24 protein-coding genes are annotated in these 26,515 nt (G+C 71.5%); 12 read left to right on the top strand and 12 right to left on the bottom strand.

Features of this window, described 5'->3' with window-relative positions:
* The first annotated feature begins 461 nt into the window (after positions 1-461).
* Positions 462-1,520 carry a pectinesterase family protein gene (locus ACIA8K_RS39320; RefSeq protein WP_396068595.1) on the top strand — a complete coding sequence of 353 codons (1,059 nt, stop codon included), beginning with the start codon at positions 462-464 and terminating at the stop codon, positions 1,518-1,520.
* A 76-nt stretch (positions 1,521-1,596) separates the two neighbouring features.
* Here ACIA8K_RS39320 and ACIA8K_RS39315 read toward each other — a convergent pair whose 3' ends face one another.
* From ACIA8K_RS39315 to ACIA8K_RS39295, 5 genes are read right to left on the bottom strand one after another with little or no spacing between them, the layout of a single operon-like run.
* Positions 1,597-2,199: a hypothetical protein gene (locus tag ACIA8K_RS39315; protein WP_396068594.1), complete on the bottom strand. Its 603-nt coding sequence runs from the start codon at positions 2,197-2,199 to the stop codon at positions 1,597-1,599.
* Positions 2,196-3,542: a hypothetical protein gene (locus tag ACIA8K_RS39310; protein WP_396068593.1), complete on the bottom strand. Its 1,347-nt coding sequence runs from the start codon at positions 3,540-3,542 to the stop codon at positions 2,196-2,198. The genes ACIA8K_RS39315 and ACIA8K_RS39310 overlap by 4 nt, the downstream gene beginning before the upstream one ends.
* Entirely contained in the window at positions 3,542-4,339 is a 798-nt protein-coding gene (locus ACIA8K_RS39305) for an ATP-binding cassette domain-containing protein (RefSeq protein ID WP_396068592.1), read from the bottom strand. Before ACIA8K_RS39305 ends, ACIA8K_RS39310 begins: the two co-directional genes overlap by 1 nt.
* 2 nt (positions 4,340-4,341) lie before the next feature.
* Positions 4,342-5,187: a zf-HC2 domain-containing protein gene (locus tag ACIA8K_RS39300; RefSeq protein WP_396068591.1), complete on the bottom strand. Its 846-nt coding sequence runs from the start codon at positions 5,185-5,187 to the stop codon at positions 4,342-4,344.
* Positions 5,184-5,735, bottom strand: coding sequence for an RNA polymerase sigma factor (locus ACIA8K_RS39295; protein ID WP_396068590.1), 552 nt, complete (start codon positions 5,733-5,735; stop codon positions 5,184-5,186). Before ACIA8K_RS39295 ends, ACIA8K_RS39300 begins: the two co-directional genes overlap by 4 nt.
* Positions 5,736-6,010: 275 nt before the next feature.
* On the opposite strand from ACIA8K_RS39295, the gene ACIA8K_RS39290 reads away from it, so the two are divergent.
* Entirely contained in the window at positions 6,011-6,835 is an 825-nt protein-coding gene (locus ACIA8K_RS39290; protein WP_396068589.1) for a helix-turn-helix domain-containing protein, read from the top strand.
* Between the two features lie 76 nt (positions 6,836-6,911).
* Positions 6,912-7,805 (top strand): MBL fold metallo-hydrolase, encoded by an 894-nt coding sequence (locus tag ACIA8K_RS39285; protein WP_396068588.1) that lies wholly within the window; start codon positions 6,912-6,914, stop codon positions 7,803-7,805.
* A gap of 75 nt (positions 7,806-7,880) precedes the next feature.
* Here ACIA8K_RS39285 and ACIA8K_RS39280 read toward each other — a convergent pair whose 3' ends face one another.
* The gene (locus tag ACIA8K_RS39280; protein WP_396068587.1) at positions 7,881-10,937 is read right to left on the bottom strand and encodes a DUF4132 domain-containing protein; all 3,057 of its coding nucleotides are present in this window, start codon (positions 10,935-10,937) and stop codon (positions 7,881-7,883) included.
* A 270-nt stretch (positions 10,938-11,207) separates the two neighbouring features.
* On the opposite strand from ACIA8K_RS39280, the gene ACIA8K_RS39275 reads away from it, so the two are divergent.
* Positions 11,208-12,794, top strand: a complete 1,587-nt coding sequence (locus ACIA8K_RS39275) for a peptide chain release factor 3 (RefSeq protein WP_396068586.1) — start codon at positions 11,208-11,210, stop codon at positions 12,792-12,794.
* 32 nt (positions 12,795-12,826) lie between these two features.
* Here ACIA8K_RS39275 and ACIA8K_RS39270 read toward each other — a convergent pair whose 3' ends face one another.
* A complete protein-coding gene (locus ACIA8K_RS39270) occupies positions 12,827-13,519 on the bottom strand; it encodes a thiopurine S-methyltransferase (protein ID WP_396068585.1) in 693 nt (230 codons plus the stop codon).
* A 117-nt stretch (positions 13,520-13,636) separates the two neighbouring features.
* Here ACIA8K_RS39270 and ACIA8K_RS39265 point away from each other — a divergent pair, with 117 nt between their 5' ends.
* The 4 genes from ACIA8K_RS39265 to ACIA8K_RS39250 all read left to right on the top strand — a co-directional run bounded on the left by ACIA8K_RS39265 (position 13,637) and on the right by ACIA8K_RS39250 (position 15,989).
* The gene (locus tag ACIA8K_RS39265; protein ID WP_396068584.1) at positions 13,637-14,422 is read left to right on the top strand and encodes a polysaccharide lyase family 7 protein; all 786 of its coding nucleotides are present in this window, start codon (positions 13,637-13,639) and stop codon (positions 14,420-14,422) included.
* Positions 14,423-14,605: 183 nt separating this feature from the next.
* Positions 14,606-14,740 (top strand): hypothetical protein, encoded by a 135-nt coding sequence (locus ACIA8K_RS39260; RefSeq protein WP_396068583.1) that lies wholly within the window; start codon positions 14,606-14,608, stop codon positions 14,738-14,740.
* Entirely contained in the window at positions 14,737-15,423 is a 687-nt protein-coding gene (locus tag ACIA8K_RS39255; RefSeq protein ID WP_396068582.1) for a DsbA family protein, read from the top strand. Before ACIA8K_RS39260 ends, ACIA8K_RS39255 begins: the two co-directional genes overlap by 4 nt.
* Positions 15,420-15,989 carry a TetR/AcrR family transcriptional regulator gene (locus ACIA8K_RS39250; protein ID WP_396068581.1) on the top strand — a complete coding sequence of 190 codons (570 nt, stop codon included), beginning with the start codon at positions 15,420-15,422 and terminating at the stop codon, positions 15,987-15,989. The genes ACIA8K_RS39255 and ACIA8K_RS39250 overlap by 4 nt, the downstream gene beginning before the upstream one ends.
* A 428-nt stretch (positions 15,990-16,417) precedes the next feature.
* Here the strand turns inward: ACIA8K_RS39250 and ACIA8K_RS39245 are convergent, their stop codons facing one another.
* Entirely contained in the window at positions 16,418-17,014 is a 597-nt protein-coding gene (locus ACIA8K_RS39245; RefSeq protein WP_396068580.1) for a hypothetical protein, read from the bottom strand.
* A 29-nt stretch (positions 17,015-17,043) separates the two neighbouring features.
* A complete protein-coding gene (locus tag ACIA8K_RS39240) occupies positions 17,044-17,859 on the bottom strand; it encodes a S1C family serine protease (RefSeq protein WP_396068579.1) in 816 nt (271 codons plus the stop codon).
* 251 nt (positions 17,860-18,110) lie between these two features.
* On the opposite strand from ACIA8K_RS39240, the gene ACIA8K_RS39235 reads away from it, so the two are divergent.
* Complete coding sequence (locus tag ACIA8K_RS39235; RefSeq protein WP_396068578.1) at positions 18,111-20,327, top strand: sensor histidine kinase; 2,217 nt, start codon at positions 18,111-18,113, stop codon at positions 20,325-20,327.
* Positions 20,328-20,969, top strand: a complete 642-nt coding sequence (locus tag ACIA8K_RS39230; protein WP_396068577.1) for a response regulator — start codon at positions 20,328-20,330, stop codon at positions 20,967-20,969.
* Here ACIA8K_RS39230 and ACIA8K_RS39225 read toward each other — a convergent pair whose 3' ends face one another.
* Together ACIA8K_RS39225 and ACIA8K_RS39220 are read right to left on the bottom strand one after the other, a co-directional pair.
* The gene (locus tag ACIA8K_RS39225) at positions 20,970-21,626 is read right to left on the bottom strand and encodes an NADPH-dependent F420 reductase (protein ID WP_396068576.1); all 657 of its coding nucleotides are present in this window, start codon (positions 21,624-21,626) and stop codon (positions 20,970-20,972) included.
* A 63-nt stretch (positions 21,627-21,689) separates the two neighbouring features.
* Positions 21,690-22,139: a MarR family winged helix-turn-helix transcriptional regulator gene (locus tag ACIA8K_RS39220; protein WP_396068575.1), complete on the bottom strand. Its 450-nt coding sequence runs from the start codon at positions 22,137-22,139 to the stop codon at positions 21,690-21,692.
* 92 nt (positions 22,140-22,231) lie between these two features.
* Here ACIA8K_RS39220 and ACIA8K_RS39215 point away from each other — a divergent pair, with 92 nt between their 5' ends.
* Entirely contained in the window at positions 22,232-22,582 is a 351-nt protein-coding gene (locus ACIA8K_RS39215) for a DoxX family protein (RefSeq protein ID WP_396068574.1), read from the top strand.
* 147 nt (positions 22,583-22,729) lie between these two features.
* A complete protein-coding gene (locus ACIA8K_RS39210) occupies positions 22,730-25,681 on the top strand; it encodes a putative bifunctional diguanylate cyclase/phosphodiesterase (RefSeq protein ID WP_396068573.1) in 2,952 nt (983 codons plus the stop codon).
* Here the strand turns inward: ACIA8K_RS39210 and ACIA8K_RS39205 are convergent.
* Positions 25,667-26,350, bottom strand: a complete 684-nt coding sequence (locus tag ACIA8K_RS39205; protein WP_396068572.1) for a helix-turn-helix domain-containing protein — start codon at positions 26,348-26,350, stop codon at positions 25,667-25,669. The genes ACIA8K_RS39210 and ACIA8K_RS39205 overlap by 15 nt on opposite strands.
* Positions 26,351-26,515 lie beyond the last annotated feature (165 nt).

Genomic DNA, 26,515 nt, shown 5'->3' with positions numbered 1-26,515 from the left:
CCCCGAAGAATCCGAAAGCCCTGGCCGGGTATCAATCATAATTGGCACTGGCTTTTCAAGCACCCTGTTGAGTTCTCAAAGAACAACCACACACCTCACGGAGAACGGCTTTCCCGTACCCCCGTGTGGGGTATTTCGTTCGTTCGCTCCGGCGTTTCCCCCGGCGCTTCAATTACTTTACCCGGTCGTTTCCGTTCCGCCAAATCCGCCCCCCGCTTGGGGAACTCGAACCTTTCGGAAAAGCAAACTTCCAGATTTCCCCACGCGAACGCACACCATCATCTGGCGTTTGTTTGTGTAGGAGAAGTCCGCGGACCGGCCTCCGACCTGTACCCAGATCGTCTTGCCCGGCTCCCGCCGACCAACAGAATCTACCCGCCCGGTTCCTCCGCCTCGCACCGGGGGCCTTCTGATCGATGCAGATCGATGTTAGCGTTCACCTGCCCCTGAAAGGAGCTCCCATGTCAGCACCCGGCAGGCTCGTCCCCCTGTCCGCCGGCGCGGCCGCCCTGGCCGGCGCGCTCGTCGCCACCGTCCTGCTCACGCCCGACGCCTCGGCGGCCACCACTATCACCGTCGCGGCCGACGGCAGCGGCAACTACACGACGGTGCAGGCCGCGATCAACGCCGTCCCGGCGAACAACACCGGCGCGGTCACCATCACCGTCAAGGCCGGCACCTACCGCGGCGTCGTGACGATCCCGGCCGACAAGCCCTACATCACGCTTGCCGGCCTCGGCAGCGCCGCAAGGCAGGTGGTGATCGTCGAGGGCCACGCCTCCGGCCAGACCAAGCCCGGCGGCGGCACCTACGGCACGTCGGGCAGCGCGTCAGTCTTCGTCAACGCGAACAACACGGTGATCCGCAACCTCACCATGTCGAACGACTTCAACGAGGCGGCGAACACCCTCGACGCCGAGCAGGCCGTCGCCGTCAACACCTCCGGCGACCGGGTCGAGTTCGACAACGTCCGCATCCTCGGAAACCAGGACACGCTGCTGGTGAACGCGCCGAGCGCCTCTGCGGTGCGCCGGCTCTACGTGCGCAACTCCTACGTCGAGGGCGACGTCGACTTCATCTTCGGCCGCGGCACGATGGTCTTCCAGAACGGCACGGTCCACTCGCTGACCCGTGGCTCGTCCTCTAACAACGGCTACATCACCGCGGCCGCCACCGACATCAACAACAAGTTCGGCTACCTCTTCTGGGGTACGACCCTGACGAGCAACGCCCCGGCGAAGACCGTCTACCTCGGCCGGCCCTGGCACCCGAGCGGCGACGTCAACGCCCGCGGCCAGGTCCTCTACCGCGGTGTCTCGATGGGCGCCCACATCCGCAACGACCCGTGGACCGACATGTCCGGCTTCTCGTGGAAGGACGCCCGCTTCTCCGAGTACAGCAGCACCGGTGCGGGCGCCGTGGTCAACGCGAACCGCCCGCAGATGAGCGCGTCCACCGCCGCCCAGTACGTCCCCACCGCCTACCTGGCCGGCAACGACGGCTGGAACCCGATCCGCTGACCGGTGTCGATCTTCGGCGCTCGGGTGCCCCGCGGAGCGTGCCGCCGTGCGGAACGGCGGCACGCCACGACCCGGATCAGGGCTGAGCGGACGCCTCCGAGGCGGCAGTGGTCGGGCCGACCCGGAGCGCGTAGGCGGCCAGGCCGGTGACCAGGAACAGGGCGGCGGTGACGGCGGCACCCCGGTTGTCCGGCCGCTGGAGCATCCAGACCGCCGCCGCCCGCCAGGAATCCCCGTTCCCCGGGCCCACCACGCACTGCACCGCGGCCCATCCGATCGGCAGCTGCCAGGCGTAGCCGGCACCGAACACCGCGGCCGCCAGCCCGACCAGCCCGGTGAGTCCCGCCGCGTTCCTGGCGAGCTGGCCGGCCGTGCCGAAGTCGACGCCGGCCACCCGTCCCGCATAGAGCAGCGCCACGACGATCACGGCGCAGGCGAGCAGATGGGCGAGGCGGCGAGGAGGCAGGGGCAGCGCCGCGGTCGCCTCAAGTGCCGCGTCGTTGCCGGCAAGCGTGGGAACCAGCGGGGCCATCGCCAGCGCGGTGGTCAGCACCGCGAGGACCGGGTAGACCGGGCCGTCCGGGAAGAGCGTCCAGAGCGCGGTGACAAGCGCTACCGCGCCGGCCGACAGCAGCAGGGCCGCCGGTACGCGCCGCGCGCGCAGATACCGGACGATCATGACGCGGTGAGCGGTGTCGTCAGGTCCGGCGCGCAGCGCAGTGCGGCGTCGCGCACCGCTGTCACGCGGGCGAGCTGCTCCGCCTCGGGCAGCGCGCGCAGTGCCCGAAGGCCTTCCCGCACCTCCGGTTCCCGGGCCTCCGTGCTCCAGTAGCCGAAGCCCGGCTCCCAGAGGCGGAAGTCTTGCACGCCGAGCAGCCAGCCGCCGGCGACAGCCATCGGGACGTACCCCTCGGTCTGGTCTCCGCAGTGTGAGAGGTAGGTGCCGCCGCCCATCGCGATCCGCTCCGCCAAGCCCGGGTCGCCGCCGATCGGGGTGTCTGTCACGAAGTAGACGGTGCCGGGCTCGTCGTTCGGCGTGAAGCGCTGCCACTGTGCCGTGGTGTTGTCGCCGGGCCGGTAGAGGTGCACCTCTACCGCCCTGGTCGGTGCGCCGGGCAGCACCGCGAGCGCGTCGAGCGCGAGGCGCGCCTGCACTGTCACCTCCGGCAGCAGGTGCCGGTGCACAGCTGTCACACATACCTGCGGTGCATCGTCCGTGCAGGTCAGGCGTTGCGCCGCGGGGTCCAGCCGCCATTTTTCGGCGGGGCCGGGCTCGACGATGAGCATCAGTCCGGCCACGCCCGCGGCAAGCACCGCGGCGGCGCCGGTCCGGGTGAACCAGGAGCGGCCCCCGATCAGCAGAAGTCCGGCGGCGACAAGTCCGGCGGCAAGCGAGAGTTGGGCGAGCAGCGCCGCGGCGGTCGGCGTCTCCCAGTGCGTGGCCGGGCCGGGCGCGGGGACAAGCGACAGGTTGTGCCACCTGGTGTAGTGACCGTCGGCGGCGATCGGCGGCGAGATGAACAGCGCCACGGCTGTCGCCGTCGCGAGCGCGGGCGGCAGGATCGGCGAGGCCCAGGCGCGACCGGCCGCGATCCCGAGCCAGGCCGCTCCGGCCAGCGTCAGCGCGCCGATCAGCGGTATCGCGGCGTCCCACCGGCTGAGGTAGCCGTCGCCGGCCGCGATCGCCACCGCGCATGCGGCAGTGACCACGAGGAACGGGGTGGCGACGCCGAGACCCACGGCCGCGGTCGAGGGCAGGAACCGCTGCCAGCGAGGCCGGCCGGTGCTGCCCATCAGCTCCACCGCCCGGGTCCGTTTCTCCCGGCGGCCGAGCATGGCACCGTAGGCGAGCGCGATCGGCGTGAGCAGCATCAGGGCCGCGCCGAGTTCCTGGGCGGCCAGAGCCGACGAACTCCGCCAGTACGAGTAGGAGAAGGCCACCAGCAGCGCGCCGAACGCCACCAGGAGCAGCGCGGCGACAGGTCCGTTCGCGCGGCGCAGTTCGATCGCGAGCGCGCGCATCAGCGGCCGTCCCGGTGGCGTGTGAGGAGCAGCGAGTAGCCGCGTTCGGCCGGGCTGTCGCCGACGCCGCCCTGCTCGCCGAGCCGGGTCAGGTCCGTGGGCGACCCCTGGAAGACGAGCGTGCCCTGGTTGATCACGACGACGTCGGTGCAGGCCGCGACCACGTCCTCGACCAGGTGGGTGGAGACCAGCACGCACGCGTCCGTGCCGAGGTCGCGCAGCAGCTCGCGGAGTTCGATCCGCTGCTCCGGGTCGAGGCCGACGGTCGGCTCGTCGAGCAGCAGCAGTGACGGGTCGTTGACGATCGCCTGGGCGATGCCGGCCCGGCGCAGCATGCCGCCGGAGAGCGTCTTGAGCCGTGCGCCCGCCTTGTCGGTGAGCCGGACCCGGTCGATGGCGCGCTGGGCCGCGCCGGGGATCTCCGCGGACGGGACCTCACGCATCCAGGCCATGTACTCGACGTACTCCCGGACCGTGAACTTCGGGTAGTAGCCGAACTGCTGTGGCAGGTAGCCGAGTGTGCGCCGCATGCCGCGCAGCGCCCGTGCCCCCGCGGCCGCGTCCGTGCCGAGCAGCGTCAGCGTGCCGCCGGCCGGGGTGACCACTGTGGCGAGCGCGCGCATCAGTGTGGTTTTGCCGGCGCCGTTTGGGCCGAGCAGTCCGTGCACGCCGGTGCCGAGCCGCAGGTCGAGGCCGTTGACCGCGAGGTGCCGTCCCGCCTTCACGCGCAGGCCCACGGCCTCCACGTCCCAGGCGTGCAGCCTGGGTTTCACGTCCTCAGCGCTGATCACGCGCATGGTCATCTCCTGTGTCGGGGTGGGATGGTCAGGAATCCGTCCGCGCGCAGCAGCGCCAGGACGGTGCAGATCACGGCGGCGGCGGCCCAGCCGGGCACGCCTTCGGCGCGGATCATCGGGGGTACGTCCGAGGTGAGCACCGCCGGAACGACTACCGCGGCGGTCCACACGCCGATCAGGAGCGCGGCCGCCCGGGTGACGCCGGTCCGGCTGCCGAGCAGCAGCGTGGCCGAGGTGCAGGTGAGCGCGGGCAGCAGCCACATGGCGATCGGCTCGCCGAGCAGGAACCCGGCGGCGGCCAGCGCGGGAAGCGTGACCGCGAGGACCGCGAGCGCGCGCCGCAGCATCAGCTCCAGCCCGGCCCGCGGCATGCCGGCCAGCGTCTCCCACGCCGGGTCGGCGCGCCGGGACCAGGCCACCGCGAGCCCGCTCATCGGCGCGATGGGAGCCAGCGCCAGAACCAGCGACGGGAAGTCCGGGTAGACGCGCTCCAGCAGGAACGCGGCGGCCACGGCGCTTACAGCAGTGGCCGCCCAGCCGAGCAGCGACCAGCTCGTCCACCACCGCCACCGGTTACGGGGCGGGGCGGGGCGGGGTCCGGCGGACGCCGCGGCGAGGACCGCCAGCCGGGCGCCGTCGAGCAGGTCCCGTACCGGCGGCCCGGCCCGGTCCGCGAGCCGCGCCCGGCACTGTGCGCACGTGTCCAGGTGCGCCTCGACGCCCCAGGCCACGACGTCGTCCAGGCCGGGGTCGCCCGCGGCGTAGGCGGTGAGCGCCGCGGTGGAGATGTGCGTGGTCATGCCGGAATCCCCCGCCTGCTGCGGTTCCGGCGCCGTCGATCCGCTCATGACAACGCCTCCCGTAACGCCGCCCGCGCCCGCCGCGCCCGGCTCTTGACCGTGCCCTCCGGAAGTCCGAGCAGCACCGACGTCTCCTTCACGGTGAGCCCGTCCAGCACCATCGCGCGCAGCACCGCCCGCAGCTCCGGCGCGAGGTCGGCCAGCGCGGCGCCGATCTCGTCGCCGACCGTGCCGGCCAGCGCCTCGTCCTCCGCGCCGGGCACGGCGTGCACAGGCATGGTCTCCGCGGGCGTCTCGCGCCGCCGGGCCTGCCGGCGCAGCGCGTCGACAAGCCGCCGGGCCGCGATCGTCCAGAGCCAGCCGACCGCACCGCTGTCGCCGTCGCGGACCGCCGCGAACGAGCCCGCCGCGCGCCAGACCGTCAGGTACGTGTCCTGCAGCACCTCGGCGACCAGGCCCTCGTCGGAGCAGCGTCGCCGCAGCCGCATGAACAGCCACGGTGAGGTGCGCCGGTACAGCTCCTCGAACGCGGCCAGGTCCGCACGCGCGATCCGCCGCAGCAGATACGCCTCGTTGTCGGCCTCGTTCGCTCTCACACCCGGTAGATCGCTCCTCGTCGTTCGGCAGGATCACGGTCGCAAGTGACACAGGCCACAATCATTCGTGGGTACGACGTACCGCGCGACACTCTGCCGTCGCGGCCCTCACTGCCGATGGGACGGGCCCGTCGACCTGATTCTCTACGACAGCGACCGCACCACTGTCCTGCGCCGTCGTGAGCGGGCCTGCCGCAACCGGATCGCCGGCGGTCCGGAGCCACACCCCGGCAGAGTGTGGCTGGGGACCGGGAGCGCCGCAGATACTTGCTGACATGGAGGCGAAACGACAGCTCGGCGAGTTCCTGCAGAGCAGGCGTTCCCAGTTGCGGCCGGAGGACGTGGAGGTCGCCACGTACGGCGGCCGCCGCCGGGTGCCGGGCCTGCGCCGGGAGGAGTTGGCGCTGCTGGCCGACGTCAGCGCGTCCTACTACTCGCGGCTGGAGCAGGGTCAGGCCGCCAACGCCTCACCCGAGGTGCTCGACGCGCTGGCCCGTGCGCTGCGGCTCAACGATGCGGAGCGCGGCCACCTGCATCAGCTCGCGTCCGGGAAGCGGCGGCGGGCGCGCCGGCCGGCCCCGGAGAAGCTCACCCCTGCGGTACGCCAGCTGGTCAGCGCGCTCGGTGACGTGCCGGTGGTGGTACTGGGCCGGCGTACCGACGTGCTGGCCTGGAACGCGGCCGGGCACGCGCTGTTCGCCGGCCACCTCGACCGGGACGCGCCGGACCGGCCGAACATGGCGTGGCTGCTGTTCCTCGACGCGCACTCGCGGGACCTGTACGCGAACTGGCCCGCGAAGGCCCGCGCGGTCGTGTCCGCGCTGCGGGCCGCGTCCGGGCAGCACCCGGACGATCCGCTGCTCGCGGCGCTTGTCGGCGAGCTGTCCGTGAAGAGCCCGGAGTTCGCGGCCATGTGGTCCGCGCACCGGGTCAAGGGCGCCGGGTCCGCGGTCTACGAGATGCGGCATCCGCTCGTGGGCACGCTGTCGGTGACCCAGCAGACGCTTCGTACCGAGGAGGGATTCTCGGTGGTTGTCGTCACCGCCGTGCCCGACTCCCCGTCGCAGGCCGCGCTGACGCTGCTGGCGCACGGCGCCTGACCTTATCCCCCTGACAACTGGCGTTCCGACCGGAACGCCGGGCGCCTCATGCCCGAGAACACCCCTGGAGATCACCATGAATGAGATCAAGCTCGGCGACGTGACGATCACGCGCATCGAGGAGACGCACGGTCCGATCATGCCGGCCGGCGCGTTCTTCCCGGACCTGCCGGAGCAGGCCTGGCGCGACCACCGCGACGAACTGGTCCCGGACCACCTCGACGACGACGGCATGGTGCACGTGGCCATGCAGACGTGGCTGCTGCGAAGTGCGGGCCGGACCATCCTGATCGACACGGTCGTCGGCAACGACAAGGACCGGCCGGCCGTCGCGCCCTGGCACCGGCAGAACATCGACTACCTCGGCCGGCTCGCCGCGGCCGGTGTCCACCCGGGCGACGTCGACCTGGTGGTCAACACGCACCTGCACGTCGACCACGTCGGCTGGAACACCCGGCTCGCCGACGGGAACTGGGTGCCGACCTTCCCGAACGCGACCTACCTGATGCCGGCCGCCGACTTCCACTACTGGAATCCGGCGAACAACCCGCGCATCGAGGGCGGCGTCAACGAGAACGCGTTCGCGGACAGCATCGCGCCGGTGCACGCGGCCGGCCAGGCCCAGCTGTGGGAGGGGTCGCACCGGATCGACGCGCACCTGCGCCTGGAGGCCGCGCCGGGTCACGCCCCCGGCCATGCCGTGATCGTGCTGGAGTCCGGCGGGGACCGGGCGCTGTTCGCCGCGGACCTCCTGCACACCCCGCTGCAGCTGCACGCGCACGACCACGCCAGCTGCTTCTGCGAGGACCCGGCGCAGGCCCGCACCACCCGACGCCGCTGGCTCGACTGGGCCGCCGACAACCGGGCGCTGATGCTGCCGGCGCACCTCAGCGGCCGGTCCGCACTTGAGATCACCCGCGAGGGCAGCGGGTACGCCGTCGCGCAGTGGGGCCCGTTCGACAGCTACTGAGGACCAGGCCCTCACCTCGACCACCGCGCCGCCGACTTCCGCATCGTCTGAATCCGGCAACGGGACCGTGGGCGGTCAGCCGGCCAGCCAGCGCACGTCGCGGGCCACCTCCGAGAGCGCGATCGGCCCGAGCGCGGACGGTCCGCCCGGGGCAGGCGTACCGTCGGCCGTCCGCACCTCGAGGCCGTCCAGGCGCTGGGGCAGGTCCGTCGACTGCCAGTGGTAGCCGGGGCTGAACGCGACCTCGACGGTCAGCCCGCCCGGCCAGTCCCGCAGCAGCGCCTGGTGGCCGGGCGCGAACTGCCAGCCGCGCGCGCTCAGCGCGAACAGGCTCGCGCTCGTGGTCGGCATCCCGGCCACGGTGTCCGGGAGCGTGACACGCTCGCGGCCGAGCTGCGGGAACGGCTGGATGATCGCGTAGTCCGCGAAGATCTGGCCCCACACCGCGCTGTCGCCGCCGAGGTGCCACGGGTGCGGCAGGCCCACGGTCGCGGCCGGGTCGAGCGTCGTGGTCTTGTCGTCGACGTCGGCCAGGGTGCGGTCCTCCGCCACCCGGAACGTGGTCACGACCCGGTCCTCGCCGTCGAACGTCGCCCAGAGCAGCCGGTGGGTCAGGTGCCACATCAGCGGATGCCGCAGGAACAGGCTGTGGAACTCGGCGGCGGTCCAGCGCCGGCCGGTGACCATCGCCTCCTCGATCGCGCGGATCCGTTCCGAGGCGACCGCCTTCGCGTCCTTGCGCAGCGCCGCGAAGCGCCGGGCCGCGTCCGCGGCGAGGTCCGCGTCGTCGGTGGCGGCCGGGCGGGGCAGCCGGGCCAGCCGGGTGCCGTGCACGTCCGCGATCCAGGGCTGGAGCCGTTCGTCGAGCCGGGCGGTGAACCGGCGCGGCCCGTAGTCGAGTGTCATGCCGCCGTCCGCGTCGAGGCCGAGGTCCGGCACGATCCGGTCCGCGAGCTGCGCGGCCTCCAGCCCACGGGCGGCCGCGACGTCGTCCAGGCGCTCCTGGGCGAAGCGCCGGAACCCGGCCGTCTTCGCCTTGCGGGCGAGCCGGTACAGGTGGGTGAGCGCGGTGTCGGTGCCGATCGCGGCGAGCACGTCCATGCCGGTCCGCACGCGCATGCTGCTCCCGGTCGCCCAGTCGGGGAACAGCGACGTCAGCGCCGGCACGGTGTCGTCGTCGCCGAACAGCGCGAGCGCCACCATCGCCAGCCCGCTCTTCGCCGGGTACTGCGCGGCCTGCCACTGCGTGAACACCGCCCAGGCCAGCGCGGCCAGGTCGGCCCGCTCGCAGAGCGCGACCACGTCCGCGACCGCCGGGTGCGCCTTGGCGATCTTCGACGCGGCGAGCAGACCGCAGAGCGCGCGCACCGCGTCCTGGGACAGCACGTCGCCGTCGCGCAGGCGCACCGCGGGCAGCGCGGGAACGACCAACCACTCCGGCAGCGCGGTACGCGGCGCCACGGCGAGCGGCGGCGGCGTGCTGCCCGCGCTGGGTGCGGGGCCGGCCACCGCCTCCACCCTGGCGCGGGCCTCCGCGTCGAGCAAGGGCAGTGTGTCAGCGACCGCGCCGGGGTGGGCGAGCACGTGGTTGCGGAGCAGCTCGCCCGCGGCCTCGCCGGGTTTCGCGGCAAGCACCCGCAGCGCCAGGCCCGGGTCGCGGCCGGCCGCGGTGAGCAGCGCCGGGCGGACGTACTTGCGGTCGAGCCGGTCCACCAGGGCGCCGAACGCCTCCTCGGTCGGCAGCGCCGCGAGCGCGCCGACAAGCCGTTTCTCCTCGTCAGCGCCGTCGAGCCGGCACGAGCCGTACCGTTGATCGAGCAGCGCGAGCCAGCCGGTGCCGATCCCCGCGCCGCCGCTGTCCACGATCCGCTGAGCCCGGGCCCGCACCGACTCCGGAAGCGCTGACGCGACGGCCGGGAGCAGCCGCGGCTCGGTCAGCAGGTGTGCGCCGAGCAGGTCGGTGTAGATGGCGGACTCGTACGGGTTCGCCTCGTGCTCCCGGCCGTACTCCACGCGGAGCACCGGCGCGGCCGTCTCCAGCTCGGTGAGGATCCGCAGCGCCCGCACCGGGAAACGGGTAAGCGCCTTGGACTTCAGCAGCGCGCCCACCCGCACCCGCGGCGTGCCGATCGCCTCCCGGCACAGCAGCCGGAACGCGTCGTCTGTGGGCACCGCGGCGAGCAGGCGCAGGCCGTCCGCTCCCACCCGCTCGCGCAACGAGAAGGTGGTGTCGCTGTCGATGAGGCGGAGCATGTTGCGGTAGAACGGCGAGAACAGGACCGGGGCCGCGTCCGGGCCGACGCCGTCAAGCACTGTGCCGACCTCGCCGTGCATCTCGAACGGGAACATGGACCCGCCGATGTGGCCGTGCAGCAGTTCGAGGTGGCGCACAGTGCTCGCGGAGAGCAGCAGGATCCCGCTCAGCTGGCGGTGGTCGCCCCACACCCTGGCCTCGCCGCCGGAGGTGTCGGCCGCCCAGGCCTCGGCGGAGGCGCAGTCCTCGTCGACCCAGTCCACCCGGGTCGGCGCGAGGTAGGACGTCACGATCCGCTGGACCGGCGTGCTGCGGTACCCGGCCAGGACGTCGCAGGCCCGCGCGTACGAGTCGTCGTCGGCCTCGGCCAGCCGGATCCGTACCGCACAGGCGAACGTGTAGAGGACGTCCTTGTCCTCGCCACGCCACAGGCGCTCGTACTTCGCGTCCGGCCCCGGCTCGACGGACCAGAGGGCTCCGGTGGCGATCAGCCCGGCCATCTCGCCGACGACGCGGGCGGCGAACTCGGCGCCCCCGGCCGCCACCCACAGGTCGGCGAGGAGGTCAGTGGCCGCGCCCCACCTGCTGCCCGTGGTCAGCGCGGCCGCAGCGGCGGCGAGCGGGTCAGCGGAGGGGGCGCGCCCGTAGTCGGCGGCCAGCGCTTCCAGGGCCGGGTCGAGGCGGGCCGCGCGTTCCGACCTCCGGTGCTGGATCTTGACGGCCTCCTCGGACGCGGTCCAGGCGTGCCACCGCCCGGTCAGGTCGTCCGGCACGGCCCGGTCCGGCACGGGAAGCCCGCCGCGGCGGGGATGCAGGCGGGCCCGGAACGCCTCCGGCAGCGTCCAGGCGTTCTCGTCCGGCAACACGAACCTGCGCATGCGCATCCCCCGCGATCGATAAGTGACGGCAGCACACTGCCACGCGCCGGGCGGTGTGGGCGTCCACTCGTGACCGCGCGCCTGGTCAACCCGGCGAGTCGTTCCGCGGCCGCCTCCCGTACCCAATCTGGCGTTTTGGTATTGTTGTCTGTCCACCGGACGCTGATCGTGACGTGTGGCCGCCGTCGGACGGCTCCGCGGTACGGGCTACGGTCGTCGCGGCAGAGTGGGACAGGTACGGATGAGGTCGACAAGATGAATGCTCCGACGGTGGCTTCCTCGCGTGAGGTCGTGCGAGAGGCGGGCAGGCGCAGGACGTTCGCGGTCATCTCCCACCCGGACGCCGGAAAGTCCACGCTTACCGAGGCGCTGGCGCTGCATGCCCGGGTGATCGGGCAGGCCGGCGCCGTGCACGGCAAGGGCGAGCGACGCGGCGTCGTGTCCGACTGGATGTCGATGGAGCGTGACCGCGGCATCTCGATCACCTCGGCGGCGCTGCAGTTCGCCTACCGCGACGTGGTGGTCAACCTGCTCGACACGCCGGGTCACGCGGACTTCTCCGAGGACACCTACCGGGTGCTGACCGCTGTCGACTGCGCGGTCATGCTGCTCGACGCCGCGAAGGGCCTGGAGCCGCAGACGCTCAAGCTGTTCGAGGTCTGCCGCCAGCGCAAGATCCCGGTGATCACGCTGATCAACAAGTGGGACCGCCCCGGCCACGACGCGCTCGCGCTGCTCGACGAGATCGAGCGCCGCATCGACCTGCAGCCCACGCCGCTCAACTGGCCGGTCGGCATCGCCGGGCACTTCCACGGCCTTGTCGACCGCGAGACCGGCGACATGATCCGGTTCGAGCGTGCCCCGGGTGGCGCCGGGCTCGCGCTCGAGGAACTGCTCGACCCCGAAGAGGCGGGCCGGCGGTACGGCGCGGAGTGGACCACAGCGGTCGAGGAGCTGGAGCTGCTGTCGCTGTCCGGCGCGGACTACGACGAGGAGTCGTTCCGGGCCGCCCGCAGCACGCCCGTGCTGTTCGGCGCCGCCGTGTCGAACATCGGCGTCCGCCAGCTGCTCGACGTGCTCGTCGACCTGGCGCCGGCGCCGACCGCGCGGCCTGCCGACGACGGCACCGAGCGGGAGCTGGACTCCGACTTCTCCGGCTTCGTCTTCAAGATCCAGGCCAACATGGACCCGTCGCACCGCGACCAGGTGGCGTTCGTCCGGGTCTGCTCCGGCCGCTTCACCCGCGGCATGATCGTCTCGCACGGCACCACCGGGCGGCCGTTCACCACGAAGTATGCGCAGCAGATCTTCGGCCGTGAGCGGGACACGCTTGACGAGGCGTTCCCCGGTGACGTGATCGGTCTGGTGAACGCGACAGCGCTCGGCATCGGCGACACGCTTCACACCGGCCCGAAGGTGCGCTTCGCCGCGCTGCCGTCGTTCCCGCCGGAGCACTTCGCCGTGGTGCGGGCGGCCGACTCGTCCACGTTCAAGCGGTTCCGCCGCGGCATCGAGCAGCTCGACGCGGAGGGCGTGGTCCAGGTCCTCCGCTCCGAGCTGCGCGGCGAGCAGGCGCCGGTGCTTGCCGCGGTCGGCACCATGCAGTTCGACGTGGCGGTGCACCGGCTCTCCACCGAGTTCGGCGTGAAGACCATGATGGACCGGCTGCCGTTCGAGCTGGCGGTGCGCACCACGCTCGAGGGGCGGGACGTGCTGCAGGGGGAGGCCGGGGTCGAGGTGCTGCGCCGCACCCGTGACGGCGCGCTCCTCGCACTGTTCCCGAATCAGTACCGGCTGCGCTCGGTGTCCGCGCGCCACCCCGGCGTACCCCTGCTGCCGTTGTCCGGCGACGAGTAACGCGGTTTTTCAGCGGCGGGTAGCGCGGTTTCTCAGCGGCGGGTGAGCATGAAACCGTGCTCGATCAGGTGATCCAGGCCGAGCTTCTCGATCATCCGGTGCTCCGGGCGCTCGTCCCGCCGCACGTGCGCGATGTCGAACGCGGCGTCGAAGTACGCCTCGATCTGCTCCGGCCCCACACTGAACGGTGGCGTCGGCAGCACCGGCCGGTACTCCAGCGTGTTGATCCAGTAGCGGGCGCCGGGCGGGATCAGCCCGGTCATCGTCGCCACGTAGCGGTCCCGCATGTCCTCCGGGAAGGCGATCAGCGAGGCCCGGTCGTAGACGACGTCCACCGGGCCGAGGTCCGCCGCCGTCAGCCGGAACAGGTCCGCGCACCTGATCACCAGGTTGCCGGCGGTGAACACGCCCGGCGGGTCCTCGACCGGGGTGAGCGCGTTGTCCGCGAAGAACTCGCCGACCGCGCGCGGCACCAGCTCGATGCCGACGACCTCGCGGGCGTACCGCGCGAAGAACGGAAGATCCACCGACTTGCCGCACAGCGGTACCAGCACCCGCGCGTCGTCGAGCACCCCCTGCTCCGCAAGCGCCACCGCGTGCTCGTGCACGTCACGGAGATGAAAACTGGTCTTGGTGCCGCCCTCGTCCCACGAGTCCACCCAGAACTGCTGCTCCATGGTCACCGACCATAGAGGATTCGCCTGCGCGGAGTAGTCATCCGCCACGTGCCATTAGGGTTATTTAGGGATTATGGGACGCGGAAATTCTTGAGCGTCGATCGACGGGCTGCTTTCCTTTAACAGTCCTTACCGATTCCCCCACCCGGTAAAGAGGTCACCCCCATGCAGAGGCGCACCCTGCTCGCCGCAGCCCTGACCAGCACCGCCGCCGCCACGCTCGGCGCCCTCGGCGCCGGAACCGCCTCGGCCGCCGCGCTCGACCCCACAGTCCCGCCCGGCGGCAACTTCAACCTGTCGATCTGGTCGCTGCAGCTGCCCACCGGCTCGCCCGGCAGCCCCGACACCATCGCCCCCGCGCAGCTCAAGGGCGCGAACGGCTACAGCAACCCGTCCTACTTCTGGACCGACAAGAACGACGGCTCGATGACGTTCTGGGCGCCGGAGAAGGGCGTCACCACGCCGAACTCCAACTACGCCCGCTCCGAACTGCGCGAAATGAACGCGAACGGCAGCGCGGCGAACTGGACGCTGGCCGGCAACCACACGCTCAGCGCCCAGCTGCGGATCGTGTCGGTGACCAAGAACGTGGCGGTCGGGCAGGTCAAACTCGGCACCGGCGGCACCTCGACCAAGCCGCTCGCCGAGCTCTACTACCGGCCCAACGGCGACATCTACCTCGGCACGCAGAACTCGCCCGACGCCAGCGGGCAGACGCTGCACAAGGTCGGGAGCGTGGCGCTCGGCGTGAAATGGACCTACGTCCTCAACGTCAACGGCAACACCCTGAGCCTGACCCTCAACGGTACGAAGACGACGTACACGATTCCGGCCGCGTTCAACCCGTACCGGCAGTACTTCAAGGCCGGCTCGTACAACCAGTCCTCCTCGGAGAGCAGCACAAACGGCGCGAAGGTCAAGTTCTACAGCCTGACCGTGCAGCACGCCTGAGCGGCTCGTGCCCGCAGCGGATGATCGCCCGACGTCGATCGGCGCACCGCTGCGGCCCGCTGAGCCCGTCCGAGCCGGCCCTGACGACCTCCTGGCACGCCCCGGCGAGACTGCGTGATCCGCCCTTGTGACCTGCGGCTACCTATCTTGTCGGTACGGTCAAGTTGCGCTAGCTTCGGGACCATGCAGTCACGTACCGCCGAACCGACGATCGTCGAGACCGACGAGCCGGCCCCCGCGCAGACTCCCCCACCGCTGATCTTCCTGGAACCGGCCGACGACGCCGGCGTCTGCGCAGTGGACGGAGAGTGCGCATGACCGCCAGCGCCTTTGGTCCTGCCGCCGAGCCGATCGTGATCGACGTCTGGAGCGACGTCGTCTGCCCGTTCTGCTACCTCGGCCACGCCGTCCTCGAGGAGGCCGTGGCCCAGTTCCCGCACGGCTCCGGCGTCGAGATCCGCTACCACAGCTTCCAGCTCAACCCGGGCATGAAGGCCGGCCAGGCGATCCGCGCCGACGACTACCTCGCCACCCAGGTGCACCTGCCCAAGGAGCAGATCGAGGCCTCGCACGCGCAGCTCGCCGCCCGTGGCGCCCGCGCCGGCCTCGACTACCGCTTCGAGGACGTGCTGATGGTCAACACGCTCGACGCGCACCGCATGATCCACCTGGCGAAGGCACACGGCCAGGAGACCGCGATGGTCAAGCGGCTGTTCCGCGCCGAGTTCACCGACACGCTCAACCTCGCGGACCACACAGTCCTCGCCGATCTCGCCGCCGAGCTGGGTCTCGACCGCGCCGAGGCCATCACCGTGCTGGAGACCGGCGCCTACGAGAAGGACATCCGCGCCGACATCGCGGACGCCCGCCAGCTCGGCATCAGCGGCGTGCCGTTCTTCGTCTTCGACAACCGCCGGGCCGTCTCCGGCGCCCAGCCGATCGAGACGTTCCGCAAGGCGCTGGACCTGATCTGGCAGGACCGGGCCGCCCAGCCCGCATGACCGAGGAACAGCGGCTGCGCGCGGACGCCCGGCGCAACACCGAGGGCATCCGCCGCGCCGCCCTCGACGTCTTCCGCACCGGCGGCCTGACCACCCCGCTCGACGAGGTGGCCCGGGCCGCCGGCGTCAGCAAGGGCACCATCTACCACCGCTTCGGCAGCCGCCGCGGCCTGATCGACGCGGTCGTGGACGACCTCGTCGCAGCCCGGCTGGCCGACATCATCGAGGCCGTCGACGCGCTCGACGGCCCGCTGATCCGCTTCGAGCAGTACCTCCTGCGCACCTGGCTGCTCCAGTTCGACGAGCCCGCCGCCAACGACGTACTGATGCGGGTCCTCCCCGACTCCGAGCCGATGACCACACTCTTCGACAGGTCCTGCGCCTTCGGCCGCCACCTGCTCCACGACGCGCAGACAGCCGGCGTCATCCGCCCCGACCTCACCCCAGAAGACCTGGTCCACCTGATCCTGGACCGCGGCGTGATCGTCCGCAGCTGCACACGACAATCCCGCGCCGACTACCAACGACGCCTCAGCTTCCTGCTCCGCGGCCTCAGACCCGAGTAGAACGTCAGCCCCGGCCAACACATCGTCTCGCTCGGGCGGCGGTCCGGCCCGCACACGCCAACAGGCCCTCGCACGCATCCCGCGACGCCTGTGGCCCGATGGGCAGAGTGCCCTCGGCCCTCATTTCGCCGATTCGCCGTCCGACTCGGCCATTTGCAGTCGTGCTGAAGATCCCTGCGGCCCTTACAGTGGCGTTTTACGGGCCGCCAGAGCCGCAAGGATCTTCAATCCGCCAGGTGGATAGCTGGATCCGCGCTCTGCGAGCTCCGCAGCAAGCGAGGTTCGCAAGCTCGATCATCGTGCGGGCGAGCACGTCCACGCCGGCCCACCGGCATGCGCGGACGCGACCGGCAGCCGGCCCCGTTCGACTGGCCGCCGGCCGAAAAGGCTTATTGGTGCAGACGGATTGCCTGGGTCGAGCGCCGGCTTCAGGAGTCGAGTTTGCCCTCGGCCTTGGCGCAGGCCTTCTCGGCCGCGTCGATCGCGCGGCCCAGCTTGTCGTCGTTGTCCTCGCGGAGGGCGATGAAGATGTCCTGGGTACCGCGCATGCACGGGACGAGGACGTCGCGTTCCTCGGTGACGTCTGCCAGGCCGTCCTTGGTGGTGTCGAGCGTGGTGGTGAGGTCGGCCTCGCGCTTTCCGGCGTCGGCGATCGTGGCGTCCCGCTGGGTGACGAGGTCGCGCTGTTCCTGCAGTTCGGCCCGGGTGTCGCCGAGTTCGCCGCGCTCGTTGAGGTAGAGCCCGAAGCCGACCCCGGCCAGCAGGAACAGCACCGCGCACAGGACGCCGAGCACCAGGCCGGCCCGGCCGGGCGACGACCCTGCCGCGGGTACGGGTACCGGCGGGTACGGCTGCTCGACCGGCGACGGCGGGATGTGTGCCGGGAAGGCGACTGTCGGCGGCCCGGACGTGGGTGCCGCCGGTGGCACCGAGGTGGGTGGTGGAACGGCGTGCGGGTAGACCGGCCCGGGGACCTCCGCGGGGCGATACTGGGCGCCCTCCGGTCCGTACGACGGGTACGACACGGTTTCTCCTTTCTTGATCACCTGAGGAATCAGCACACGTGGAAGGTCTTGCACGCGGCCTGGATCGGCACCGCGAGCCCGATCCCCTCCGCGTCCCGCGCCTTGGCGTCGGCGATGCCCACGACCTGTTTGCCGGTGTTGATGACCGGGCCACCCGAGTTGCCGGGATTGACGGACGCGTCGAACTGGATCATCGTTCCGGGGCCGTCCGACCTGTCGCGGACCGCGCTGACCACGCCAGTGGTGATGCTCTGCGCAAGGCCGAGCGGGGCGCCGACGACGAGCACGTTCTCCCCGGAGGTGGGCGGCTCGGCCGCGGTGCTCAGGCCTGCGAACTCGGTGTGGACCTCAAGCAGCGCGATGTCAAGCGCCTCGTCTACCTTGGTGATCGGCGCGGTGTAGCGCTTGCCGTCGCGCTCCAACGTGACCGTCTTGTCGTCGGTCCGCCAGACCGCCTCGACCACGTGGAACGCGGTCAGCACGTTGCTTCTGCCGGACTCCGCCTCGCCGACCGCGAACGCGCTGCCCGTGAAGTCGCCCGCGATCGCCTGGAAGACGCTTGGCAGCACCGCGGTGGCGACCGCCTCCGGGTCGAAGATCTGCCGGCTGCGCTCCTCGATCGCGGTGAGTCGCGCGTCCACACTGTCCAGACGGTCGGCAGTTCCGGCCGCGGCCTCCTCGGCGCCGCGTTCCGCCCGGGTGAGGTCGTCGCGCAGCCGGTGAAGCTGCACCGCCTGCACCGCGACCACAAGCACCAGCGCGAGCAGCACGGCCGCGGCGGTCCGGGCGGCCGCCCTGCGCCTGACACTCGGCCGGCGCAGCGGCGGCGCAACCGGATACACCATGTCTCCCCCTCGAAAACCCGAAACTCGAAACCCGAAGCACTGGAAGCACTGGAAGCGCCAGAACGCTCGAAGAACCAGAACGCTCGAAGAACCGAAACCGCCCCGAACAACACTCGAAGGTCCACGCCGAAAGCCGAAGACCAAAGGCCAGAACACCCGCGAAGGCCGTCCCCCAAAACGTATCGACGGCGCCACGCAGACCGTGATGGTCGATCGACCCCCATCGAGCGCCGCGGCGATACCATGACCCCGTGCCGGGCGCGGTCGAGCAGAGGCTTCTTCAACAAGGGCTGACGTATGCGCTCGGTCTCCGCATCGTCGTGATCGGACTGTCCGGTGCGGCCGCGCTCGCGCTGGCGCCGATGCCCGATCGGACCGTGGCCGCGGCCGTCATCACGGCGTTCACCGCCTGGAGCCTGCTCTACGCGGCCGTGATGGTGCGCGGCTCCGCCCGTACCCGCGGATGGGTGCCGTTGATCGATGTTCTGGCGGTCGGCGGCATCTGCCTGAGCCTGCCCTGGACGGTCACGCCGGACCCGCGCGCGGGCGCCACCTGGGTGCTCATCGCGATCAACATGGTGGTGATCACCTACCCGTGGCAGCTCGGCGGGCCGGCGATGATCGGGGCCACCGGCGCCATCATCGCGGTCTACTACGCCGGCGCGACGCTTGCGGATCCGGGCGGCTGGCTTGTCGATCCGACGCTCGGGCCGTGGACGGCGGCGGAGGCGGCGCTGTCCTGGGGGCTGTACCGGTTCGTGCGGCGGGGTGCCCGCACCTCGGACCGGATCATCGCGCGCGCCGCGGAGCTGCGCCGGGCCGCGGAGATCGCCGCCGCGCGCCGGGCCGGCGAACGGGAGTACCTCGCGGCGCTGCACGACACCGCGGCCGCCACGCTGATGATGGTCGGCAGCGGCATCGTCGCCCGGCCCGAGCCGTGGCTCGCCGCGCAGGCCCGCCGCGATCTACGCGAACTGCACCGCTCCGAGGACGCGGCGCACGGCGAGACGGACCTGGTCCCGCTGCTTCACGAGGTGGCCCGGCACGCGCCGCTGCAGATCACCTGGCGTACCCCGGAGGTCCTGATCCTGCCATCGGCCGACGCGGTGTCGCTCAGCCGCGGCGTGCGTGAGGCGCTCACCAACGTGGCCCGGCATGCCGGCACCGAACGGGCGGAGATCCGGGTCCGCGAGGACAGCGCGCTCGTCACCGTCGAGATCGTCGACGAGGGACGCGGTTTCCACCCACAGATCATCACCCATCAGCGGTACGGCGTGACGCGCTCACTGATCGAGCGGATGTCAAGGATCGGCGGCCGGGCGCGGATCGACAGTACGCCCGGCCACGGCACCACTGTCACGCTCACCTGCCCGCGTGTCACCCCGGAGGACACGGGTGACCGGGACGTGATCGCCACCTCGTTCCAGCGGGGCCTGCGCTGGGCCGTGATCGTGATGAGCCTGGCGATCCTGGTCCTGCTTGACCTGCCGCGGATGCTTGCCAGCCGCGCCGCCTACACCGCGTTCTGGCCGCAGGTGGCCACCTGGGTGGGTCTGGTGGGGATCATCCTGTTCACGGCGTTCCGGAAGCGCCCGCCCGGCCGGTGGCGGGCGCCGCTCATCGCGCTCGTGTTCGCGCTCGCCGCGCTGGCCACCTGGTCAGTGCGGCCGGAGTACCTGCTCGGGCCCGCGCACTGGTCCGAGGGCGACGCGGGCTGGCCGATCGTGCTGCTCATGATGGGTGCGCGGGTGCCGGTCTTCGCGGCCGTGCTCGCGGCCCAGTACCTGATGACGTTCGGGCAGGCCGTGCTGGCCGGCGACGCGGCGCTGAGCGTGGCCGGTGCGGTGAGCGCGACCTGGGCCGTGCTCACCTACCAGCTCGCGATCGCGATGATCGCGGCGGTGCTTCGTGGCATGTCCGCGTCGTCAGCCCGCGCGCTGCACGCGGCCGAGCGGGTGCGTACGTCCGAGGCGGTCGACAGGCATCTACACTCGGACCGGACCGGCCGGATCGCGGCGTTGACGGCCACTGCCGTACCGCTGCTGGAGGGTCTGGCCTCTGGTGCTCTTGATCCGGGTGACGGGCCGGTGCGGGTCGCGTGCGCGGGTGAGGCCGCGCGGATGCGCCGGTTGATTGCCGACGACGACGGGCTCTTCTTCCACGAGCTGCGCGCCTGCGTCGAGGAGGCGGAGCGCAACGGCGTCGCGGTGTCATTCACCGAGTTCGGCACGTTTCCCGCGCTCACGCCGCCGGTCCGCCGCAGGCTGATCGAGCCGGCCATCGCGGCGCTCGCCACCGCGCACGGCAAGGCGCGGCTCACTGTCGCGGGCACGCGCGACGCGGTCACGGTAAGCGTGGTGGCCGCGTGCATGCGACTGCCGCCGGTGCCGGACCGTGACGGTGTGAAACGGTCCATCGTGGAGGACGGCGGCCGGCTGTGGATTCAGGCGACCTGGCAGGGAGAGTAAATGACCACCGCGGTCATCGTGGACGATCACCCCGTCGTCGTGGCGGGCGTGCGCGCCTGGTGCGCGCTCGCGGACCCGCCCATCGAGGTCGTCGCTGCCGGGCCGACCGTCGCCGCCGCGTGGCTCGACCCGGGCGACCGGGCCGACGTGGTGGTGCTCGACCTGCAGCTCGACTCGACCGGCCCTGCGTTCGGCGATCTCAAGCGCCTGGTCGACGCGGGACGCCAGGTCGTCGTCTACACCATGCGGGCGGACCGGGAGACCGCGCTGACCGCGCTGGACATCGGCGCGTTCACGTTCCTGACCAAGGCCGAGGGTGAGGACCACCTGGTCGGCGCGATCCACGCGGCCGCGGCCAGCGCGCCCTACACGCCACCGACGCTATCCGGCGCGTTCGGCACGGACGAGCGCTCACACCGGCCGCGGCTGTCCCCGCGCGAGCAGCAGGTGCTGATCGAGTGGTTCCACTCCGAGTCGAAGGAGATGGTCGCGCGACGGCTGACAATCACCGTGCACCGGGTGAACTCGTGCCTGGAGCGGGTGCGCATCAAGTACGCGAACGTGGGACGGGACGCCCCGACCAAGGCCGCCCTGGTCGCACGCGCGCTCCAGGACGGCCTGATCACCACGGACGAGCTCTGATCAGCGTTCGGTGGCGGAGAGTCGCTCAGTGAGGTAGGCCGCGGTCGCGGTGCCGGCCGGCTCGCCGTAGGGCGCGACGTAGGCGGGCCGGTCGCGCTGGAACCGCCAGCTGTCCGCGAGCGCGCCGGTGTCGAGCGCGTCGTACCCGATCGCGTCGAGGAACTCGGTCACCGTCTTCTTCGCGGCCGCGTCGTCACCGGCGATCGGAAGCGTGGACCGGTCCGCGCTTCCGGACGGACGGCCGAGCGACGCCAGGTGCACGTAGTAGATGTTGTTGAAGGCCTTCACCACCCGCGACTCCGGCAGGTGCGCCTGGAGCAGCTGACTTGTCGTGGCCGACTCGTCGTCCAGCTCCGCGATCTTCCCGTCCCGGTCCGGATAGTAGTTGTTGGTGTCGATGACAACCTTGCCGCTCAACTCCGCCACCGGCACCTCACGGTAGGCCTTCAGCGGCACGGTCACCACCACGATGTCCCCGGCCGCGGCCGCCTCCGCCGCGGTCGCCGCGCGGGCTCGCGGTCCCAGCTCGCTCACCAGCCCGGCCAGCGTCTCCGGCCCGCGGCTGTTGCTGAGCACCACGTCGTAGCCGGCCTCCACCGCCAGCCGCCCCACGGTTCCGCCGATGTTCCCGCTGCCGATCAATCCGATAGTCGTCACATCCTGGCCAACCCGGGGTCGTCCGCAACCATTCCGGCGTCCTGGCGAGGAACTCGGCAGAACTCAGAATTTGTCGGCGCAGGAGGCGGTGTCGGCGACCTTGATGAGGAGGCGGTTGAGCTGGTCGCGTTCTCTGGGTGAGAGCGCGCCGAAGAGGTCGTTGTCCGCCTTGTCCAGGACGTCGTCGACGGCCTGGAGGGTGGCGGCACCCTTCGGGGTCAGCGTGACGATGTGCCGGCGGCGGTCGGCCGTGTCGCGCTGCCGGGAGGCCAGGCCGAGGCCCTCCAGTTCGTTGAGCACGCCGACCAGGGAGCTGGGGTCGACGCCGAGCAGGTCGATAAGCGTCTGCTGGTTGACCGGGCCGTCGGCCAGGTGCCGCAGCGTGAAGACGGAACGCATGGTCAGGCCCTCGGTGGCCAGCGCATCGCGCACGCGCGCGCTGGCGACCGCGCCGCGGCCGGCGAGGAGCACGCCCAGCTCAACCGGGAGCGCGGTGTGCGGTGGCGATGTCACCCCAGCATCTTAACCTCCGCCAATTGTATGTCGTGGTCAATCGTTGTAGCCTTTCAACGATTATTGCATCTGGATCATTAAGGGAGCTCACAATGTTTGTTGCCTACACCGTGGCCGCCGTCGTGTTCGGCCTGATGAACGTCGGCACCGGACTGGCGAAGATCCGCGGATCCGAACGGGTCGTCTCGAAGCTGTCGCACGCCGGCGTGCCGTCGTCCTGGTTCGTGCCGCTGGGCCTGCTGAACCTGGCGGGCGCGGCCGGCCTGTGGATCGGCATCGCCTGGCGCCCGATCGGCATCGCAGCCGCCACCGGCCTCCTCCTGTACTTCGCCGGCGCGGTGCTCACCCACCTGCGCGCCCGCGACACCGAGAACCTGCCGATGCCAGCCGTGCTCACCGTCCTCGCGGCGATCCCCCTCGCGCTGGCCATCGCCTCGGCCTGACCCCGAGCCCGACGCCGGGTCTGACGCCGGGTCTGACGCCGGTCCGATGCCCGGTCCGTGGCCCGGTCCGGGAGACGGCGAACGAGGCGGAAGGACCGAAATACGCGGGCCGGTCAGGAACGGCGAAAGGGTGCCGATCAGGGGTACATGAGGAGTGGGTACTGGCGCGCGGTCTACCTGGCCTGGCTGGCGGCGCTCACCTCGGCGTACTACGCCTGGCCGGACCAGCGGGTCCTTCTCTGGACGCTGATCGGGCTGTCCGGCGCGGCCGCGATCCTGGCCGGTGTGCGCGTGCACCGTCCGGCGCAGCCGCTGCCCTGGCTGCTGATCACGGCGGCGCTTGTCGTGTTCATCGCCGGCGACATGATCAACAACATCTACCTGACGGTGGAGGTCCAGCCACCGTACCCGGGCGTCGCCGACGTGCTCTACCTGCTGGTCTACCTGCTCCTCGGCGGCGGGCTGCTGCTGTTCGTGCGGGCCCGGGCCGGGGACCACAACCGGGCCGCGCTGCTTGACGCGCTTGTGCCCACGGTCAGCTTCGGGCTGCTGACCTGGGTGTACCTGATCGCTCCCTACGCGCGGGCCACCGATCTGACGCCTGTGGAGAAGGCGTTCTCCGTCGCGTACCCCCTCTGCGATGTCCTGGCTCTTGGTCTTCTGCTCCGGCTGTTGACCGTGCCGGGGCGCAAGCCGTCACCTGTGAAGCTGCTGACCGTTGCCGTGCTCGGGCTGCTCTCCTCGGACGTCGCGTTCAGCCTCGCGCGGCTCGACGCGAGCTGGTCGATCGGCGGCCCGATCGACCTCGGCTGGGTCCTGATGTACGGCTGCGCCGGTCTGGCCGCGCTGCAGCCCACGATGCCCGTGATGACCGACGTGTCCGCGGCGCCGCCCGGCTCCGGCACCCGGGCCGTGTTCCGCAGGCTGGCGCTGCTCACCGCTGCCTCGTTGATCGCGCCGGCCGTGCTGCTTGTCGAGTACGCGCAGGGCGCCGTGATCGACGCGCCGGTCATCGCTGCCGCGGCAGGGCTGATGTTCGTGCTGGCCATGGCGCGGGTGCACGGCCTGCTGACCGCGCAGCGCCGGGCCGAGGACCGTGAGCGCACGCTGCGCCGCACCGCGGAGACGCTTGCCGCGGCCACCACGCATGACGAGATGGGTGCTGCGGTCGCGGCCGCGGTCGAGTCCATCCTGCCTGCGGGCGCGGAGTACCGGATCAGTCACGAGCCGATCCGGTACGGCCCGTTCCAGCCCGGGGTGCGACTTGACGATGACCTGCTCGAGGCCGTGACGATCCTGCCCGGCGCGCCGCTGCGGTCCGCCGCGCTGCGACTGTCCGCGACGCCTGCCGCGCTGCGCGAGGTGCACCCGACGCTTGCGGCGTTGCACGCGCAGATCGGCACGGTCCTGCAGCGGATCGCGCTCGCCTCCGAGGTCAGCCGGCGCGACGGCGAGGCGTACTTCCGCACGCTGATCCAGAGCGCGTCGGACGTGATCCTGATCGTCGGCGACGACGGCCGCATCCGGTACGCCAGCCCGTCCGCCACCACGCTGCTCGGCTACCCGGACCTGCACGGCATGCCGCTGCTGCGGATCATCGCGGACACCCACCACGAGGTGCTTCGCGGCCGGACCGCCGCGGAGGGCCTGGATCTCACCGCGGTCCGCGCGGACCGGCGCCTGCTGCAGGTCGAGTGCACGGTCCGGGACCTGCACGACGATCCCACGGTACGGGGTCTGGTGCTCACCATCCGGGACGTCACCGAGCGCCGGCGCCTGGAGAACGACCTCACCCACCAGGCGTTCCACGACAGCCTGACCGGGCTGGCGAACCGGGTGCTGTTCCGCGACCGGCTGGAGCAGTCCTACGTGCGTGCCGCGCTGGCCGGCGCCACAATCGGCGTGCTCTTCGTCGACCTGGACGACTTCAAGGAGGTCAACGACACGCTCGGGCACGCGGTCGGCGACCAGCTGCTGGTCACGGTCGCGGGCCGGATCGCGGGCGCGGCCGGGAAGTACAACACGGCCGCGCGGATGGGTGGCGACGAGTTCGCGATCCTTGTCGAGCACGCGGCCGAGGAGGGCGGCGCCGAGCAGATCGCCGCGGCCGTGGTCGCCGCGCTGAGCGTGCCCGCCCAGGTCAGTGACGGCATCGGCGGCCGGCACGTGGTCAGCGGCGCGGCAAGCGTCGGCGTGGCGACAAGCGCGGACGCCGCCAACCCGACCGAGCTGCTGCGGCACGCCGACCTGGCGCTGTACCTGGCCAAGGGCGCGGGCAAGGGCGACTGGAAGCGGTACCGGCAGGACCTGCACACCGCGATGGTGGAACGCCTGGCGATGCGCCAGGCGCTGCAGGAGGCGGTCGAGCAGGAGCAGTTCGTGCTGCAGTACCAGCCGATCGTCGAGGTGGACAGCGGCGCGGTCGTCGGCCTGGAGGCGCTGGTGCGCTGGCAGCACCCGGAGCGCGGGCTGCTCGGGCCGTACCACTTCATCGAACTGGCGGAGGAGAGCGGCGCGATCGTCGGCATCGGCGAGTGGGTGCTGCGCGCGGCACTGCGCCAGTTCACCGCCTGGGGACCGGAGACGCCGCTGCGGTACGTCAGCGTGAACGTCTCCGCCCGCCAGTTCCGCCAGCCCGGGTTCGTCGACACCGTGCGCGCGGCGCTTGCCGGCACCGGCGCCGCGCCCGCGTCGCTGCTGCTGGAGATCACCGAGAGCCTGGTGCTCCGCGACACCGACCAGGTGCTCGCGGACTTGGACGAGCTGCGCGGGATCGGCGTCCGGATCGCCATCGACGACTTCGGCACCGGCTACTCGTCGCTGAGCTACCTGCGCCAGATCCCGGTCGACGTGCTGAAGATCGACAAGTCGTTCATCGACGACATCATCGGCAGCCGGCAGCAGCACGCGCTCGTCGGCGCGATCGTCACGCTTGCCCACAACCTCGACCTGACAGTGGTCGCCGAGGGCATCGAGCACGCGGAGCAGCGCGAGACCCTGCATCGGATGGGCTGCCCGTACGGCCAGGGCTATCTGTTCTCGAAGCCGGTCTGGCCGGACGAGATCCCGGCACTGGCCGCCGCCTCACCCCGGTTCTGACAGGAGCGGACGCCAGCGGTCGGCCGACTCGAGCGTGTCCAGGATGATCCGCTCCAGGAACGCCCCGCCCCGGGCCAGCCGCCGCCCGACCGGGGTGTCCAGCCCGGCGGCCTCGGCGCCCGCAAGCGCTGACCGCGCGGCCTCAAGCGTCTGCCGCGAGCTGATCACCACGGAGTTGTACCAGGCCGCGTCGTCGACCACGTAGATGTCGCGCCGGCGCTCCGGATCGCGCTCGCGCCTGACGTACCCGTTCTCGACCAGGGAGTTCACCGCCACGGAGACGGAGGCCGGGCTGACCTTCAGCCGGCGGGTCAGCTCGGCCGCGGTGCGCCGGCCGTCCTCGGACAGCAGCAGATCGATGTGCACGCGCGCGGTCAGCCGGGGCAGCCCGGACCGGACCGCCACCTCGATCATCTCGTCGTCGATCACGCCGCCCGCGGAGCCGTCCGCGGGCGGGGGCACCGGCGTGCCACGCCGCGCCCGGATCGCCGTCGCCCGGTGTGCGCGCTGAGGCTGGTAGGCGCCCGGGCCGCCGTTGCGGGCGATCTCCCGGCTGATCGTCGAAGTGGGCCGCGCGAGTTGCCGGGCGATCTGCGCGTAGGAGAGCCGGCCGGCGAGCCCGGCCGCGATCCGCTGACGCTCCTGCTGGGTCAACCGTCCTCCAGGCATGCGCCAAGTATTGCCTTCAGCCCCATCCATTGCAACGCGACAGTGCATTCGACGGCATCGTCATTGCACCGTTTTAGTGTCAGTGAGCTGCTGTTACGCGGAAGCTGCAATTGACAGCGACGTCTAGGCCGCCTTAGCGTTTTACTCACCGCAAACGAGCACTAT

This window comes from Catenuloplanes sp. NPDC051500 (genome assembly GCF_044454585.1).
GTDB lineage: Bacteria > Actinomycetota > Actinomycetes > Mycobacteriales > Micromonosporaceae > Catenuloplanes.
The sequence above is the reverse complement of the archived record's forward strand: the minus strand, read 5'-3'. Positions and strand labels throughout refer to the sequence as shown.

Bases quoted from the DNA above. Each gene is read 5' to 3' on its own strand.
- ACIA8K_RS39215 (WP_396068574.1), top strand. From the start codon at position 22,232: ATGTTTGTTGCCTACACCGTGGCCGCCGTCGTGTTCGGCCTGATGAAC.
- ACIA8K_RS39265 (WP_396068584.1), top strand. From the start codon at position 13,637: ATGCAGAGGCGCACCCTGCTCGCCGCAGCCCTGACCAGCACCGCCGCC.
- ACIA8K_RS39315 (WP_396068594.1), bottom strand. From the start codon at position 2,199: ATGATCGTCCGGTATCTGCGCGCGCGGCGCGTACCGGCGGCCCTGCTG.
- ACIA8K_RS39305 (WP_396068592.1), bottom strand. From the start codon at position 4,339: ATGCGCGTGATCAGCGCTGAGGACGTGAAACCCAGGCTGCACGCCTGG.
- ACIA8K_RS39285 (WP_396068588.1), top strand. From the start codon at position 6,912: ATGAATGAGATCAAGCTCGGCGACGTGACGATCACGCGCATCGAGGAG.
- ACIA8K_RS39260 (WP_396068583.1), top strand. From the start codon at position 14,606: ATGCAGTCACGTACCGCCGAACCGACGATCGTCGAGACCGACGAGCCG.
- ACIA8K_RS39240 (WP_396068579.1), bottom strand. From the start codon at position 17,859: ATGGTGTATCCGGTTGCGCCGCCGCTGCGCCGGCCGAGTGTCAGGCGC.
- ACIA8K_RS39320 (WP_396068595.1), top strand. From the start codon at position 462: ATGTCAGCACCCGGCAGGCTCGTCCCCCTGTCCGCCGGCGCGGCCGCC.
- ACIA8K_RS39230 (WP_396068577.1), top strand. From the start codon at position 20,328: ATGACCACCGCGGTCATCGTGGACGATCACCCCGTCGTCGTGGCGGGC.
- ACIA8K_RS39290 (WP_396068589.1), top strand. From the start codon at position 6,011: ATGGAGGCGAAACGACAGCTCGGCGAGTTCCTGCAGAGCAGGCGTTCC.
- ACIA8K_RS39250 (WP_396068581.1), top strand. From the start codon at position 15,420: ATGACCGAGGAACAGCGGCTGCGCGCGGACGCCCGGCGCAACACCGAG.
- ACIA8K_RS39205 (WP_396068572.1), bottom strand. From the start codon at position 26,350: ATGCCTGGAGGACGGTTGACCCAGCAGGAGCGTCAGCGGATCGCGGCC.
- ACIA8K_RS39210 (WP_396068573.1), top strand. From the start codon at position 22,730: ATGAGGAGTGGGTACTGGCGCGCGGTCTACCTGGCCTGGCTGGCGGCG.
- ACIA8K_RS39310 (WP_396068593.1), bottom strand. From the start codon at position 3,542: ATGCGCGCGCTCGCGATCGAACTGCGCCGCGCGAACGGACCTGTCGCC.
- ACIA8K_RS39280 (WP_396068587.1), bottom strand. From the start codon at position 10,937: ATGCGCAGGTTCGTGTTGCCGGACGAGAACGCCTGGACGCTGCCGGAG.
- ACIA8K_RS39300 (WP_396068591.1), bottom strand. From the start codon at position 5,187: ATGAGCGGATCGACGGCGCCGGAACCGCAGCAGGCGGGGGATTCCGGC.
- ACIA8K_RS39255 (WP_396068582.1), top strand. From the start codon at position 14,737: ATGACCGCCAGCGCCTTTGGTCCTGCCGCCGAGCCGATCGTGATCGAC.